Source organism: Rhodoferax sp. LS1R11, from assembly GCF_056521395.1.
In genome coordinates, this window is sequence record NZ_JBWMAW010000015.1 from 1 (window position 1) to 14,609 (window position 14,609).

14 protein-coding genes and 1 pseudogene are annotated in these 14,609 nt (G+C 51.4%); 14 read left to right on the forward strand and 1 reads right to left on the reverse strand.

Features of this window, described 5'->3' with window-relative positions; genetic code table 11:
- The 14 genes and pseudogenes from AC097N_RS16365 to AC097N_RS16430 form a co-directional block, all read left to right on the forward strand.
- Window positions 1–655: pseudogene (locus tag AC097N_RS16365) on the forward strand (hypothetical protein); the annotation flags it as partial.
- Between the two features lie 15 nt (window positions 656–670).
- Complete coding sequence (locus AC097N_RS16370) at window positions 671–1,903, forward strand: hypothetical protein (RefSeq protein ID WP_479582854.1); 1,233 nt, start codon at window positions 671–673, stop codon at window positions 1,901–1,903.
- A 16-nt stretch (window positions 1,904–1,919) separates the two neighbouring features.
- Window positions 1,920–2,795, forward strand: coding sequence for a glycosyltransferase (locus AC097N_RS16375; RefSeq protein ID WP_479582856.1), 876 nt, complete (start codon window positions 1,920–1,922; stop codon window positions 2,793–2,795).
- Window positions 2,795–4,228: an O-antigen polymerase gene (locus AC097N_RS16380; RefSeq protein WP_479582858.1), complete on the forward strand. Its 1,434-nt coding sequence runs from the start codon at window positions 2,795–2,797 to the stop codon at window positions 4,226–4,228. Before AC097N_RS16375 ends, AC097N_RS16380 begins: the two co-directional genes overlap by 1 nt.
- Window positions 4,225–6,126: a glycosyltransferase gene (locus AC097N_RS16385; RefSeq protein WP_479582859.1), complete on the forward strand. Its 1,902-nt coding sequence runs from the start codon at window positions 4,225–4,227 to the stop codon at window positions 6,124–6,126. Before AC097N_RS16380 ends, AC097N_RS16385 begins: the two co-directional genes overlap by 4 nt.
- Before the next feature lie 154 nt (window positions 6,127–6,280).
- Window positions 6,281–7,429 carry an NAD-dependent epimerase/dehydratase family protein gene (locus AC097N_RS16390; RefSeq protein WP_479582862.1) on the forward strand — a complete coding sequence of 383 codons (1,149 nt, stop codon included), beginning with the start codon at window positions 6,281–6,283 and terminating at the stop codon, window positions 7,427–7,429.
- Complete coding sequence (locus tag AC097N_RS16395) at window positions 7,426–8,007, forward strand: serine O-acetyltransferase (RefSeq protein WP_479582865.1); 582 nt, start codon at window positions 7,426–7,428, stop codon at window positions 8,005–8,007. Before AC097N_RS16390 ends, AC097N_RS16395 begins: the two co-directional genes overlap by 4 nt.
- Before the next feature lie 24 nt (window positions 8,008–8,031).
- A complete protein-coding gene (locus AC097N_RS16400; protein WP_479582868.1) occupies window positions 8,032–9,024 on the forward strand; it encodes a WaaS/CpsH family glycosyltransferase in 993 nt (330 codons plus the stop codon).
- A 31-nt stretch (window positions 9,025–9,055) separates the two neighbouring features.
- Complete coding sequence (locus tag AC097N_RS16405) at window positions 9,056–9,616, forward strand: sugar transferase (RefSeq protein WP_479582870.1); 561 nt, start codon at window positions 9,056–9,058, stop codon at window positions 9,614–9,616.
- Window positions 9,617–9,667: 51 nt separating this feature from the next.
- Window positions 9,668–9,931 (forward strand): AbrB/MazE/SpoVT family DNA-binding domain-containing protein, encoded by a 264-nt coding sequence (locus tag AC097N_RS16410; protein WP_296443494.1) that lies wholly within the window; start codon window positions 9,668–9,670, stop codon window positions 9,929–9,931.
- Window positions 9,925–10,248: a type II toxin-antitoxin system PemK/MazF family toxin gene (locus AC097N_RS16415; RefSeq protein ID WP_479582873.1), complete on the forward strand. Its 324-nt coding sequence runs from the start codon at window positions 9,925–9,927 to the stop codon at window positions 10,246–10,248. The genes AC097N_RS16410 and AC097N_RS16415 overlap by 7 nt, the downstream gene beginning before the upstream one ends.
- 145 nt (window positions 10,249–10,393) lie before the next feature.
- Complete coding sequence (locus tag AC097N_RS16420) at window positions 10,394–10,651, forward strand: UPF0175 family protein (protein ID WP_479582875.1); 258 nt, start codon at window positions 10,394–10,396, stop codon at window positions 10,649–10,651.
- Window positions 10,651–11,127 (forward strand): PIN domain-containing protein, encoded by a 477-nt coding sequence (locus AC097N_RS16425; protein WP_479582877.1) that lies wholly within the window; start codon window positions 10,651–10,653, stop codon window positions 11,125–11,127. Before AC097N_RS16420 ends, AC097N_RS16425 begins: the two co-directional genes overlap by 1 nt.
- Window positions 11,128–11,174: 47 nt before the next feature.
- Window positions 11,175–13,118 carry a polysaccharide biosynthesis protein gene (locus tag AC097N_RS16430; protein ID WP_479582879.1) on the forward strand — a complete coding sequence of 648 codons (1,944 nt, stop codon included), beginning with the start codon at window positions 11,175–11,177 and terminating at the stop codon, window positions 13,116–13,118.
- On the opposite strand, the gene AC097N_RS16435 is transcribed toward AC097N_RS16430, so the two are convergent.
- The gene (locus tag AC097N_RS16435) at window positions 13,115–14,563 is read right to left on the reverse strand and encodes a PglL family O-oligosaccharyltransferase (protein WP_479582882.1); all 1,449 of its coding nucleotides are present in this window, start codon (window positions 14,561–14,563) and stop codon (window positions 13,115–13,117) included. The genes AC097N_RS16430 and AC097N_RS16435 overlap by 4 nt on opposite strands.
- Window positions 14,564–14,609: the final 46 nt, after the last annotated feature.

Here is a 14,609-nt window from a genome sequence, read left to right on the forward strand (position 1 = left end):
CTATGGTTCAAATTTTGAAGCACCAGTCGATGAAAACTCGAAAGCTGTAATACCGATCAATGGCCTTCAGCCGCAAGATTGGTATGGCGTGGCCAAACTGCATGCGGAATGCCGTCATCGCTCGTTGCCGCATCTACCGATTGTTGATATTCGAGTGTTCAACTACTTCAGTCATACGCAGGATATGTCGGCGCGCTTTCTCATTACCGATATCTTGCGGGCCATTCGTGACAGGACCGTGCTCAAGACATCGTCTGACTGCATCGTGCGTGATTATTTGCACCCGTCAGATTTTTTTAATTTGATCAACGCGATACTTGCAGCACCTGCGACCAATGCGACGGTGGATGCTTACAGCAAAGCCCCAATTGATAAACGAACCTTGTTGGCTATCATGCAAGAGAAGTTCGGCTTGCAGTATGAGGTTGTGCAAACGGGTGCTAGTGTGAATGCCACAGGCGGTAAACCGCATTACTACTCTTTAAATACGCGGGCTGTGGAATTTGGGTATCAGCCCACCCTGACTTCGGTTAGAAGTATTTTGCATGAGTTTCAAAAAAATTTGAAAGTATATCTTAATGAATACCAAAGCTCTTCACTTCAAGATTATTTTTTACATGAATCGCCCCCATTGGGAAACGCCCCCCAAGATTAACTATATTATCCGGCGATGAAAGGGAATTTCACTTTATTATTATTTCGCATGATTTCAATATTAATTGCTGTCGCAATTAATATTTTGATAATTAAATTTTTATCACTTGATGAAGTTGGGAAATATTATATTATAGGAACAATTGCATACTTTGGAAATGCTTTGTTTTTTGTCGGTTTTGATTTTTCCCTACAGCGAAAAATTAAAAATATCTCCACTACAAAAGTAATAGATTTTTTGTCGCTTCGATCTAGCATTTTAAAAATACTTCCTTATGGAGTTTTTTCCTCTTTCTTATTGTCATCGGTCGTATCTTATGTAGGCGATGCTCGCTATTGGTTTGGAATCGCACTACTTTGTGCTGTACTATCGATTATTAACTTTTCAACTTCTATTTTACGCAACATATTACAAATTGCGGGTGAAAAATATCGAGTTTCGCATTCATTGCTTCTTGAACAATTGGTTAAATTATGCCTTTGCTTTGCAATGGTATTATTTTTTGGCGCATCCGCTATCGTTATAGCGATAGCATTTATATTGACAGGCTTGGTTTGTCTCGTCTTTAATTATTATCAAATTTCAAAATGCTTACATCCAGTCAATGGAACTGAAAATTATGCCATTGATTCAAATGATATTTCTAAAATCATTCTGCCAGTCAGTGCAGGCGGGGTTTTGAACTGGCTGCAGTTGCAGGCATACCGCCCCGTCCTCGGGCAATTCTTTCAAAAAACAGAGCTTGTTGGAACTGTATCTTTTCTGACAATGCTTGGAGCGACTGTTACCTCGGCTTCGTTAGGTGTTCTGGCACAAGTGTGGACACCGAAGCAATTTGCTACGAATGGCGACGCAAGCCGTCGGTTTGTCCAATTGGCATGTTTTACTACTTTTGCCCTTGCGTTATTAGCATATCCAGCGGCCTATATTTTCTTGCGCCTATTAAAAAAAGATAGCCTGTATGGCCTCGAATATTTGGTAAGCTTTGGAGTGATCATGGAAGGTTGTAACTTTATTCTCGGTGTGCTTGGGAATCATACGAGTTTGACACTCAAAAGCTTCGTTCCCTCCATGCTTGCCGGAGTTGTTGGTTTTGTTACGGTTGTAGTTATTATATTTTCCGTTGATTTCTATCAATGGATGGGACCCGGAACGATAGGTTTTGCTCTTGCTGCGAGCCAATGCGTCGCTGTAGCAGCACTCCTGCCGGTTTTATTGCGAAAACCGTACAAGCAGATGCACTCTTGACTTTTATGGATAATATATGTTAAATAATATAACAGTTTGCATATTTGCTTTTAATGAAGAGAAAAGGATTCTGCGCTGCATTCGTAATTTCGAAAAACATGCAAAAATTCTTGTCATTGACAACTACAGCGTCGATGCAACAAAGAAAATTGTTGAAGGAGCAGGGATTCGGTGTGTATCGATTAAAAATCCAAATTTTATCGAAACCCCTGAAGTTATGAATCCGGTGCTTGATGCAGTTGATACAGACTATATTTTGATTGCTTCCGTTAGCGAATATGTGCCTTTAGCATTACTAAGTAAGTATGCTGACGTAGCCAATACAGGTAGTCATGATGTTGTCGTCACATATCGCGAAAGTATCACAGCCGGACAGCCGATACCAATTAGCGGCGTAGCGCGCAAGGGGGCTCTCGGAGAATTGCGCTTCTTCCGTAAAGGCGCTGTGGACTACACAGGCAACCAAGTTCACGGTCGAGGCATCGTCCGGGCTACCCAAAGCATGGTATTAAATGTCGTCACCAACCCTGCGTTTCATTTTTATCAATTTCGAGACTACGACTGTTCGCAAACGGAAATTGCGCACTGCCGCTACGATGACGTGCTCGCCAAGCAGCGTTACGATGCCGGTCAGCGGTTCTCTTGGACTCGGGCGCTCTATTACTCCAGTAAGTCATTTATCTCTAGCTACGTCCGCGCTGGCTCTTTCCGCTTTGGCATGCTTGGTTTCATGCACTGCTACTACCGGGGACACATGGAGTTTACAGTTTGGCTGCGCATCTGGGAGTGGGAGCAAGGCTATGCCAGGGCAGACGTCATACGGCTAAACAACTCTGTTCGTCAGCACATGGAGGCAGAGCTTGGCGGTAACGCTCTTCGCAGCCCAACTTGATGCTTGATGCGGACTTCCTGTTGCGACTGATGGCGTTTGCGCTGATGGCATCGAGCCTGTACATGGCTCGTATGCTTAGCGGACGGAGTATTGGCAACATACCGCTTTGGAACGGACTAGGAATGCTAGTGCTCTACGCGTGCTATTGTTTTTTAGGGATTCGGTTCAATAATGGCATCTCGGGTGTCGCTGAACTGGTCGTCGCAGCCCTAGTCGCGACAAGTGTCGCCTCATTTGTACTCGGTGAGCGCATGCTTACTATGCGATCCACAAGCAAGCGTCAGACGGGGCGAGCCCTTAATGGGGATATTCGGCCCATCCCCGTGCGCTACCTGTGGGCGCTGGTAGTCGTCTCCAGCATCTTTTATTCAATATTGACACAGGGTCAGCCCCTACGGTTGCTCACTGACGGGGTCGGTCTAAAATTCGAGCGCCTACAGGGCATTGCAGAGAAAAGTCCACTGTTACTTAATCTTGATGCACTGGTGTTGGCTATGACTCTTATAAGTCTTGCATGGGCCATTCTCGGTTACCGCGACAATCGTAAATCAAGATTCACCTTAGGTGCCAGCGTCTTTTTGATTTTGTTGTACGTTCTCTCCACAGGCTCAAGGACACCCTTGATCGCAGTAGTACTGCAGATATTTCCCGCCATAAGCGTGGCACGCTTACGTTCTCGCCACATGGCATGGTTAGCACGCAAGAAATGGGTACTCATTTGGGCATTGGTCGCAGGAATCGGATTCATGATTGTCACGACGGGCTCGCGTATGAAATTCGAGGAACTCAGTGACGACGTTTTCTACTTCTACTTCGGTGTGCGTGATTTCGGAGTTATTGCACCGCTCTTGCAGTCAGGAGACGCAGCGGATTTTTTCCTTGCCACTGCGGCAACCTATGCCGCGAGCACCTTCAACAATGTAATCATTCGATATCAGGAGCTAGATGCGATTACCCTTTCCATGGGATACAAGTTTTTGTTTTTCTACATTTCTGCAGCGCAAATACTTATGCCTGGGTTGGTTCCTCAAGGCGCGGTTGAATGGCGCAACCTCGCCACGACTAACAAAGACTATCTAGAATCGATCTCGCAGGCCGCAGGTCAATGGTCAACACCCTATGGCGACTTAATCTGGGAATTTGGTGTTATCGGCACGTTCATTATCGTAGCTCTTTTGGGCATTTTGGCAGGCTTGATCATTGGGAGTGTTCGGAAAAACCCAAGCTTTAAGAATATCCTGTGGCAAGTTATGGTAATCGGTTTTTCGCTATCCCCCTTGGTGAATTCGTTACTTTCGCTATACGTGCACTATGTATTAGCGCTCCTCATCTTCATTACGTTTCGGTCATCGCGGAAATCACGTGGCGCCACCACTGGTTGGCAGCAAGGCAAGTCTTTCGCCAATAGCCAACAAACTCTTCAGCAAACATGAAGCATCCAACTCTTTCAATAATCACCGTTTGCTTCAATGCCCAATTGACCCTCCGTGACTGCATTCAGTCCATCGCTCAGGACAAGACGCCGGAGGTTGAATATCTGGTCATCGACGGTGCATCAACCGACGGAACGCTGGACATCGTCCGGCAGTATCCTAAATTGGTTGACACGCTGATCTCCGAGCCTGATGGGGGAATTTTTGACGCTATGAATAAAGGCCTTTCGAATGCGACCGGTGATTACGTGGCTTTTCTCAACGCTGACGATATCTATCTGCCGGGCGCGATCCCGGCCATTCTGGATGCAATTTATAGGTCGTGCAAAGAGGTGGACGTGATTTACGGTGACTGGATCGGCGTAGATGCGAAAGGCGTAGAACATTCGCGACGAGCCGATCATCGTCTGAGATGGCGATATTCCCTCTGCCACCAAGCCGTCGTCGCTAGGCGAACCATTTTTCCCGCCCCGTTGGGCTTCAACCTCCGTTATCGACTTTGTGCTGACTTTGATCTTCTCTTGCGCTGGCAAGCAGAAGGAGCCCGCTTCAAGCGGCTTGCCCAGCCGATTGTGCGTTTCAGCGAGATTGGATCGAGTGCCAAATTCATTCGCAGGTCAGCGTGGGAAAGCATAGTGATCGCATTGCGCCGTGCACAGTCCCCTTGGGCTCTAGTGTTCTCTGCGCGGGTCGCGCTGTACGTCGCTCGCGCCACGCTATTTTCTTGGGTCCGCCCTCTGCCACATTTGCCTCCCACCCCGGAAGTGGAGAAGACCGACGGCACTTTACGCATTGTTGTCTCGGCGGTCAACTTCACTGAGGGCGGTCCACTCACTGTGCTACGTGAGTGCCTCGCGTCTGCCGCTGCCGTGCTATCGGTCAAATGGGAATTGGTAGCTCTCGTTCATCGCGTTGATCTAATCAATGAACCGCGAGTTCGTTTGATATCAATTCCGAGTTCAAAGAAATCCTGGTTTCATAGGCTGTACTGGGAATGGTTCGGGTTCAGTCGCATTTCCCGCGAACTAAAGCCCGCATTGTGGTTGTCGTTGCATGACATCACACCACGCGTATCTGCCACGCGCCAAGCGGTTTATTGCCACAACCCTTCACCCTTCTATCGCATTCGCTTGCGTGAGGCATTGATGGAACCAACGTTCCTCATGTTTAACCAGTTATACGCATTGCTATATCGTCTTTTCATCCGTCGCAACTACTGCGTTATCGTGCAGCAAGACTGGCTTCGTGCTGAGTTTATAAGGCGCATGGGGCAACTCCCTGTGGTCGTCGCTCACCCATCCTTTCAGGCTGCCGAGCGTCCAGGCGCTCCGAAGTTCGGACCGGCATTCGTCTTTATCTATCCAGCCCTGCCACGGGTATTTAAGAACATCGAGACTTTGTGCGACGCGGCACAGTTACTGGTTTCCCGGGGCGTCAGAGGTTTCGAGGTACGGCTGACTCTTGACGGCAGCGAGAATCGATACGCCCGATGGCTACAAAGAAGGTTTGGCGCGACGGTGCAAATCCAATTCATCGGCCGCCAGTCCAAGGAAGAGATGGCGATGCAGTATCGCGAGGCCTCCGCAGTCGTGTTTCCTAGCAAGCTGGAGACGTGGGGTCTGCCCATTACCGAAGGCAAGGCACTACGACGGCCGCTACTCGTGGCCGATCTCCCATATGCACGGGAAACCGTCGGAAACTACGATTTAGTGAGCTTCTTTCCGTCCGAATCCTCTGATGTCCTTGCAGATCTCATGCAGTCGATGATTGAAAAAACGTGGCGGCCGACTGGGCACCACTATCCGGACCCTGCGGCCCCATTTGCACCCGACTGGGCGAGCTTGTGGGACATTCTCATTAACGAGCTGCCGCTTGTAACGCAGAACTGTAGTGACTAATTTATATGGCGCTGTTGTTAGTTATTCATCTGAATTGCCTTCACTGCCCGTATTTCATAGGTTAGTTGATCCGACTGATGAATGACGGCGCGTGCGCACGATTGGGGTTTATGAATCACCCGTAGTTTTTTGATTTATTTTTAGAGAGTGACTTATGTCAAATTTAGTTCTTATTACAGGTGGAGCAGGTTTTATTGGACTTCGAATATCTCGTGCGTTGTTGCGACAAGGCTCCAAGGTGCGCATTCTCGATAACTTCAGTCCACAGATACACGCCACGGAGGTCCTGCCAGATGATCTGGCAGGACATATAGAGGTAATCAAGGCGGATGTGCGCGATCGTGATGCGCTTAAGAGCGCCTTGTCCGGTGTAGATACAGTGGTGCATCTCGCGGCAGAAACGGGTACAGGTCAATCGATGTACGAGATTGAACGTTATTTCAGCGTCAACGTGCAAGGCACTGCCGCTTTGCTTGATTTGCTGCAGAACGATGATTGCGGAAAGTCACTTCGCTCCATTGTGGTGGCATCGAGCCGAGCGGTCTATGGCGAAGGAGCTTATCAGTGCGCTGTCCACGGTATGGTGTTCCCAGAGCAACGTACGCGCGCGCATATGTCTTGCGGCGCGTTTGAGCCCGTGTGCCCATCGTGCGAAGCGCCTGTAAGCTTATTGCCCACGCCAGAGTCAGCGCCCTTTATGCCAATGTCGATGTATGGCTTGACAAAACAAGTGCAAGAGCAGGCCGTTTTGTTGTTTGCGCGCACGCGCGGCATTAATGGATTTGGTCTGCGCTATCAGAATGTTTATGGCCCCGGTCAGTCGCTAAAGAATCCATACACAGGGATTTTGGCTGTGTTTTCAAATTTAGCACGTCAAAACCAGGGGATCGAGATTTACGAGGACGGGCTCGAATCAAGAGACTTTGTGTATATCGATGACGTGGTTGAGGCCACGATACGCAGTATTAATTATTCGGATCAATTTGTTGGAGCTTTGAACGTGGGGTCAGCTCAAGCCACCAGTGTGATGACTGTTGCGCAAGAAATAAAAGCTTATTTTGGCAGTGACAGTATCATCAAGGTGACAGGCGCGTTCCGCATGGGTGATATTCGTCACAACATTGCCGATGTATCGAAGCTTGAACAAGTGTTGGGCTTTGTGCCTGGCATGCCTTTCAAGCAAGGCTTGGCTACCTTTTTGGGCTGGGCCGCCGAGCAAGCGCCAGAAGATAAGGCAGCCTATCTGCGTTCGGTGAGTGAACTGGCAGCGCGCGGTCTGATGGGTAATACATCAGCTCAATGAAAAGCAATTTGAAGATGAGTGACGCTGAAGAATATAGCTTGTGGTCATACTTGGCGGCTGATTTGCGTAGAGCGCGAGTATTGCTGCATGGGACGACAGACTGCGTGGCCGGTCTGCGATTGTGGGTGGGTGTGTTTTCGCCAAGGTTTGTACCAGTGCTGCTGTGCAGACTAGCGCATTCCTTCTATCGTTTGAAATTGGGGCCTATTGCCAAGCTGGTTTCATTACTCAACTTCTTTTTGTTTGGTATTGAAATCGCAGTACGCTGTCCTATCGGAAAGGGACTCTTTCTTCCCCACACGCAAGGTACGGTAATTGGGGCTTACTCAATTGGCGAAAATGCCACAATTTTTCAGGGCGTGACATTAGGTGCGCGTGAAGTTGATTTCTCCTATCAAGAAAACTCACGACCCACTGTTGGCGATGGAGTCATCATTGGTTCTGGTGCAAAAGTCTTGGGAGGTTTGACCCTTGGTTCAGGCTCGCGTATCGGCGCGAATGCTGTTGTATTGGAATCGATACCAGAAAATGTGGTGGCTGCAGGTATTCCTGCTCATGTAGTCAAGACGTTGGGCTAACTCCGGCGTTGTCATGTAAATAGTATGTACGATCTCCTTGGTAAAAAAGTTCTATTCGTTGGACCACAGACTTTCGGCTATGAAACGGAAATTGCAAATGAAATGCGCAGACAAGGCGCAGAAGTCGATTTTTTGCCTGACAGGCCATTCACATCACCTTTGATGAAGGCCGTGATGAGGGTGCGTCGCGAGTGGGTGCTGCCTTTAGCTGATAGATTTGTGCTTAGTTCGGTCGAGGCTTTTGGACGAAGCAGCTATGACCTGGTTTTTGTGATTGGAGGCGAAGGACTTTCTGCTAATACTTTGCCAAAATTGCGGACTTTTTTTCCGACCGCAACTTTCGTTTTGTATCTATGGGACTCACTGAGTAACAAGCGGCAGCTTGATCGCAATTTGCCATTCTTTGATCAGTGCATTACCTTTGATGCAAATGATGCAAAGGCTTTTGGAATGAAATTCAGGCCCCTGTTCTTTTCACCTGGTTTTGCACGTGGTCCGAGTACAGCATTTCAATATCATTTGAGTTTTATTGGAACTGCACACTCGGATCGCTTCAAGATAGTGTCAAACCTGCTTGCAGTGTTGCCTGAGAATACAGTTTTCCATCGGTATTTATATCTGCAAGCACCTTGGATGTTTTGGGTTCACAAGTTGGGGAATTCAGCGTATCGAAATGCTTCGATGAAGGACTTCCGTTTTGATCCGCTAGCCAAAGCGGAGGTGCAAAACGTGTTTTTCAACTCACTCGCAGTGTTGGATATTGAGCATCCTGGTCAAACAGGCTTGACCATGCGAACTTTTGAAACAATGGGTGCCAACAAAAAGTTAATCACTACAAATCCGCTTGTAAAAGAGACAGACTTCTACAATTCTAAAAATATTTTAGTAATTGATCGCGCCACTACTCCAAAAATTCCGGACTCTTTTTTTGCTACTCCGTATGTACCGCTAGAAGATGCGCTATATCAGAAATATTCTCTGGCGGGTTGGTTGAACGACGTTCTGTCACGTTCTTAACCAAACAAAAAAATGCAATGAGAATAGTTAAATGAAGCGTTTATTTGATTTGGCATTAGCCTGTTGTGCGGCGGTGATATTGCTGCTACCCGTGTTGTTCGTGGCGATAGCTGTTCGCCTGACCTCCAAAGGCCCCGCCCTGTATTGGTCTGACCGTGTCGGTCGCCACAACCAGATTTTCAAAATGCCCAAGTTCCGCAGCATGCGGGTGGGCACGCCCGCCGTGGCAACCCACTTGTTGGCAGACCCCAAGGTTTATCTGACGCCTATTGGTTCATTTCTGCGCAAAAGCAGCCTGGACGAATTGCCGCAGTTGTGGAGCATTCTGGTGGGTGACATGAGTTTTGTCGGGCCGCGCCCTGCCCTGTTCAATCAACATGACTTGATTGCCTTGCGCACCCAGCAGGGGGTGCATGCCTTGGTGCCCGGGCTCACGGGTTGGGCACAGGTGAACGGCCGTGATGAATTGCCTATTCCGGACAAGGTCAGGCTTGATGCAGACTACTTGCTCCGCCAGTCGCTGCGGTTTGACATTCGCATTTTGTGGCTCACCTTTGTCAAGGTGTTGCGCCGGGACGGGGTGTCGCACTGACGGTATTAGCTAAAAAGTTATAATATTGTTATTATTTTTTAGAGGCTATCCATGCTTACATCCGTGCGCCAAATTGGGAATTCCCGGGGGGTGTTGATTCCGGCCGCCTTTCTTGTGTCTTGCCAGATCGAAGATCAGGTGGATATGCAGTTGCAAGATGGCCAAATTGTGATCAAGCCAGTTCGCCGCAAACTGCGCGACGGTTGGTTTGTTCACGCGGCCGCACCATCAAAAGCTGTCTTGGCCCAAGAGAAGGTAGAGGCGCAGGACTGGAGTGACGCACCTGTTGCCGATGACAGCGAGTGGGTATGGTGAACCAGGCTGTTGTGGCCCGAGGTGATGTGTATTGGGTCAACCTTGACCCTACCATCGGCAGCGAGATTCAAAAGACGCGCCCTGCGCTGGTGGTGTCACCAGACGATATGAACACCGTATTGCCCCGAGTCATCATCGCGCCCATCACCAGTGCTGGGTGGCCTATGGGCTGTCGCCCCGAAGTGATTTTTCAGGGGAAGAATGCGCGTATTTTGTTGGATCAGGTGCGATGCGTGGACAAGATAAGGTTGGGTAAAAAGATGGGCAAGATTGATGAAAAGGTCTGGCATGACGTTTTGCTGGAAATGCTGGCCTAATAAAAAGGGGACGCTACCCTTTTTCTCACCTTTGCCTGTCCTCCAAGGGGTGATGGGCACCAAAGCCCGGCTGGGTTGTGGCGTTATCATCAATTCAGCGGTTTTGGTATCTGCTTAATACACAGTCTTATGCTTGGAGTAGCCAATGAAACACACGATTGAAATTGATTGCCCACCTGAAATATTAATGGGCTTGCATCTGGATGCAAAAAGGTTTGCAGATTTGGTCAAGCTGCAGTCAGCCACGACCTTATTTAGAGAGGGAAAGTTGTCGTCTGGCATGGCGGCCCGGTGGTGCGGCTTGCCACGTATGCATTTTTTGTTGCAAGCCATGCAGGCCGGGGGAGCAAGTTTGCTGGACAACAATGATGACGACTTTGCGCGTGAAACGGCTTTGTTGTGATGATTGTTTCGAATACAACGCCATTTATTTCACTGAGCAGTGTCAATTTACTGCATTTGTTGCCATCTATTTTTGACGAGGTGGTGGTCGCGCCGTCAGTAGTAGAAGAATGCAGCGAAGGCGGCCGAATCTTTGTACCAGATTTGACTAGTCTGCCTTGGGTCAGAGTGGCGCCCGTGAATAGTGACCGACAGTTACCTGCCCTTTTCGAACTCGACAGGGGCGAGCGCGACACTTTGCTATTGGCGGCATTGCAAACCAAAGCCTTGGTGGTGATGGATGAAAAATTGGGTCGAAATTTGGCTGAATATATGGGACTGCAAGTCATCGGCACTTTGGGCGTTCTAGCCAAAGCAAAAACCATGGCATTGATTCCATCTTTTTCGCAGGCAGCATTTCAAATGCGCGAGCAGGGTATCTACTTTCACAAGGATCTTGTGAATAGGATGGCCACCCGGCTTGGAGAGATCAATTGACGTCTTCAGTATCTGAGACTGTTTGCCTTGTCGGCTTGAATATTTAAATGATCAATCAAATTGCAGATCCGCTGCTGGCCTTGTCTCGGCCAATCAAACGCTTGTTGGCGCTGAGCATTGACGCCTTGTTGTGCGTGCTGACCGTGTGGCTGGCCTTGTGTCTGCGGCTGGAAAGCTGGGTCACGATTCAAGGGAACGAGTGGCTGGCGGTGGGCTTGTCGCTGGTGTTGGCTTTGCCCGTGTTTGTGGTGTCAGGCCTGTACCGGGCTATTTTCAGGTACGCGGGTTTGGCGGCCTTGACGACGGTGGCCAAAGCGGTTTTGCTCTATGGCGTGATGTATGCGGGTGCACTGGCTGTGCTGGCCTTGCCAGGTGTGCCGCGCACGCTGGGGGTGTTGCAGCCTATTCTGTTGCTGCTGGCTGTGGGTGCGTCACGGGGGATTGCTCGCTACGGCTTAAGCGGTGCTTATTTAAGCCAGATCAAGCGCAATGCACTGCCCAAGGTGCTGATTTATGGCGCGGGGTCCGCGGGCAATCAGCTGGCGGCCGCCATGGCCAACAGCATGGAAATGCGGGCGGTGGGTTTTCTGGATGATGACGAGCACATTCACGGCCAGGTACTCAATGGTTTGAAGATTTACAACCCCAACCACTTGCCACGCCTGGTGGACCGACTGGAGGTGAGCGATGTGTTGCTGGCGCTTCCATCGGCCAGCCGCCAGCGGCGCAACGAGATTCTGGAACTCACACGCAAGGCCCATGTGTCGGTGCGCACCCTGCCCGGTTTGATGGATTTGGCCCAGGGCCATGTGCAGGCCAGTGACCTCCGTGAGCTGGACATTGAAGACCTTTTGGGGCGCGATGCCGTGCCCCCCAATGCGTCACTGTTTGACAAAAATATTCGTGGCAAGGTGGTGCTGGTCACCGGCGCGGGGGGGTCGATTGGCAGCGAGTTGTGTCGCCAGATCATCAAGGCGGCGCCGTCCAGGCTGCTGCTGGTGGAGTCGAGCGAATTTGCGCTGTATGCCGTGCACCAGGAGTTGACGCAACTGTTGTCTGACGAGGACACGCCGAACATTGAGTTGTTGCCCCTGCTGGCGTCGGTTCGGGACAAAGACCGCATGCGTGAAATCATGCGCACCTGGCTTCCCCATACGGTTTACCACGCCGCGGCCTACAAACACGTGCCCATGGTGGAGCACAACCCGGCCGAGGGTGTCAAAAACAACGTGCTGGGCACCATGACCACGGCCAAAGCGGCGGCAGAGCATGGGGTGAGCGACTTTGTGCTCATCAGCACCGACAAGGCGGTGCGCCCCACCAACATCATGGGTGCCAGCAAGCGTCTGGCGGAGATGGTGTTGCAGGCCGTGGCGGCCGCGTCGGTTCAGGAGGGGTGGAAGACCCGTTTTGCGATGGTGCGCTTTGGCAATGTGCTGGGGTCTTCCGGCTCGGTGGTGCCGCTGTTTCGCAAGCAAATCAAGGACGGCAGCGCGATCACGCTGACGCATGCTGACATTACCCGCTATTTCATGACCATTCCGGAGGCCGCGCAGTTGGTCATTCAGGCCGGGGCCATGGCCAACGGGGGTGATGTATTTGTGCTGGACATGGGCGAGCCGGTGCGCATCATTGATTTGGCGCGCCGCATGGTGGAGTTGTCCGGCCTGTCAGTGCGGGACGATGCCAACCCCGAAGGCGACATTGCGATCCAGATCACCGGCCTGCGCCCCGGTGAAAAGCTCTATGAAGAGCTGTTGATTGGGGACAACCCCCTGCCCACCGAGCACGCGCGCATCATGAAGGCGCACGAAGACTTTGTGCCCTGGACGGAGTTGACGGCCCGTCTGGATGTCTTGGTGACCGCTTTGAACGCCAATGATGTTCCCGCCATGCGCACCCTGCTCAAAGAACTGGTGCCGGGTTACCAGCCCGATGGCGAGGTGGTGGACTGGGTGCACATGGCCCAGGCCCAGAAGGCCTGCCTTTAAGGGAAAGCCGCCCGGGCGCGCTGCAGGTAAAAAAGCGCCTCTTCCTTGCGACCGAGCAAGGTGGCGCTGTCAATCAGCTTGTCCACCACCCGGGGTTCGGGTGAAAAATGCAGCAGGGTTTTGGCCAACGCATGGAGGTGGGCCGCGTTGTTGGTCGTTAACTCCGTGGTGGTGAGCTCCGCAAATTGCACCTGGTCCCTGAAGAGCCACGAGGCTTGCAGTTTGGCCATGGTGTTTTCACGGTAAGGCGCTGAACGATGGGACGGGCTGATATAGACCTGGCTGATGCGGTGGTAGTCCCAGGCCGCATAGCCTGAAAATGCTATTAAAAACATAGCTATACCCGCAGGTAGTACAAGGGCTACAGGCCATATTCTTATAAATTTCTGTGCTGCCTCGCCTGATTCAGGCCACAGCAGCCACACACCAAGAACAAACGCCATCTGAAAGGGCCCGTACCACAACGGGTATTCCAGCAGGCTGTGCAGCAGGATCACAGCCAACACCAGCCACGCCATCTGCCGCGTGGCATTTGCTTCTCGCCAGGGCTTGGCGCGCCACGCCAGCCACAGCCCGCCACCGCACACCACCAGGGCAGCGGGAATACCCAGCTCCACCGCCAGTTGCAGCGGCAGGTTGTGGGCATTGTCCAAAATGGCACAAAACCGCGGCCCTGGATAGAGCGTGATGAAATGGGCGTAATCGAGCTCGCCCCAACCCCAGCCGAACCAGGGCTTCTGGGCAATGAGGTGCAGCACGTTGCGCCACAGGGTCAGGCGGCTTGAACACAATGCGTCGCCTTCATGCAAGCGCGCCAGCACGCCGGTTGCCTTGAGGTCAAAGCCGGACAAGGCGGGCAAGGCCACCGCTGCCACACTGTAGGCCAGGGCCGCAGCCAGCAGCACGCGCCGAATGGCGGGCTGGCGCCAGCCGCCCCAAACCAAACCCAGGGCAACCAGCAGCACCAGCTGAACCATGCCGGTGCGGGACGAAGACGCTGCGTTACCCACACTGAGTAGCGCAGCGGCGACTGCCGCCGCAACAGGGCCCCAAGAGCGGGGTTTGAAAGGCGTTTTGGCGACCCACCACAACAACGCAGCCAGCCCGATATTCATCAAGGTTGCGAACTGGTTGCGTTGGCGCAGGTTGGCATAGGCCTCGCCCACGCCCGTGGTGTTCACCCACGGACCAAAGACCGAAGCGGCGCCAAAGTACTGCAACAAGCCCATCAAGGCACTCAACAGCGCCGCGACCAGCCAGGCCATGGCAACCGCCGCCACCAGACGGGGTTTCCTGTCCTGGTCAGTGGTGAGCCCAATCGCCACCATCAGCCCGGCAGCGCAAGCCCAAGAGAACAGAAGCGGCGCGACGCCAGGCGACGGCCCGAACGTAAACGGGTTGAGCCACGGCAGGGCAACAAAGAGAAATACGACAGAGATTTGCATAAACGATTCGGGGGAGCTGCGTATTGTCGATGCAACTGCATTTGCT

Bases quoted from the DNA above. Each gene is read 5' to 3' on its own strand.
- AC097N_RS16390 (WP_479582862.1), top strand. From the start codon at position 6,281: ATGTCAAATTTAGTTCTTATTACAGGTGGAGCAGGTTTTATTGGACTT.
- AC097N_RS16375 (WP_479582856.1), top strand. From the start codon at position 1,920: ATGTTAAATAATATAACAGTTTGCATATTTGCTTTTAATGAAGAGAAA.
- AC097N_RS16435 (WP_479582882.1), bottom strand. From the start codon at position 14,563: ATGCAAATCTCTGTCGTATTTCTCTTTGTTGCCCTGCCGTGGCTCAAC.
- AC097N_RS16410 (WP_296443494.1), top strand. From the start codon at position 9,668: ATGCTTACATCCGTGCGCCAAATTGGGAATTCCCGGGGGGTGTTGATT.
- AC097N_RS16420 (WP_479582875.1), top strand. From the start codon at position 10,394: ATGAAACACACGATTGAAATTGATTGCCCACCTGAAATATTAATGGGC.
- AC097N_RS16430 (WP_479582879.1), top strand. From the start codon at position 11,175: ATGATCAATCAAATTGCAGATCCGCTGCTGGCCTTGTCTCGGCCAATC.
- AC097N_RS16425 (WP_479582877.1), top strand. From the start codon at position 10,651: ATGATTGTTTCGAATACAACGCCATTTATTTCACTGAGCAGTGTCAAT.
- AC097N_RS16370 (WP_479582854.1), top strand. From the start codon at position 671: ATGAAAGGGAATTTCACTTTATTATTATTTCGCATGATTTCAATATTA.
- AC097N_RS16380 (WP_479582858.1), top strand. From the start codon at position 2,795: ATGCTTGATGCGGACTTCCTGTTGCGACTGATGGCGTTTGCGCTGATG.
- AC097N_RS16395 (WP_479582865.1), top strand. From the start codon at position 7,426: ATGAAAAGCAATTTGAAGATGAGTGACGCTGAAGAATATAGCTTGTGG.
- AC097N_RS16385 (WP_479582859.1), top strand. From the start codon at position 4,225: ATGAAGCATCCAACTCTTTCAATAATCACCGTTTGCTTCAATGCCCAA.
- AC097N_RS16415 (WP_479582873.1), top strand. From the start codon at position 9,925: ATGGTGAACCAGGCTGTTGTGGCCCGAGGTGATGTGTATTGGGTCAAC.
- AC097N_RS16405 (WP_479582870.1), top strand. From the start codon at position 9,056: ATGAAGCGTTTATTTGATTTGGCATTAGCCTGTTGTGCGGCGGTGATA.
- AC097N_RS16400 (WP_479582868.1), top strand. From the start codon at position 8,032: ATGTACGATCTCCTTGGTAAAAAAGTTCTATTCGTTGGACCACAGACT.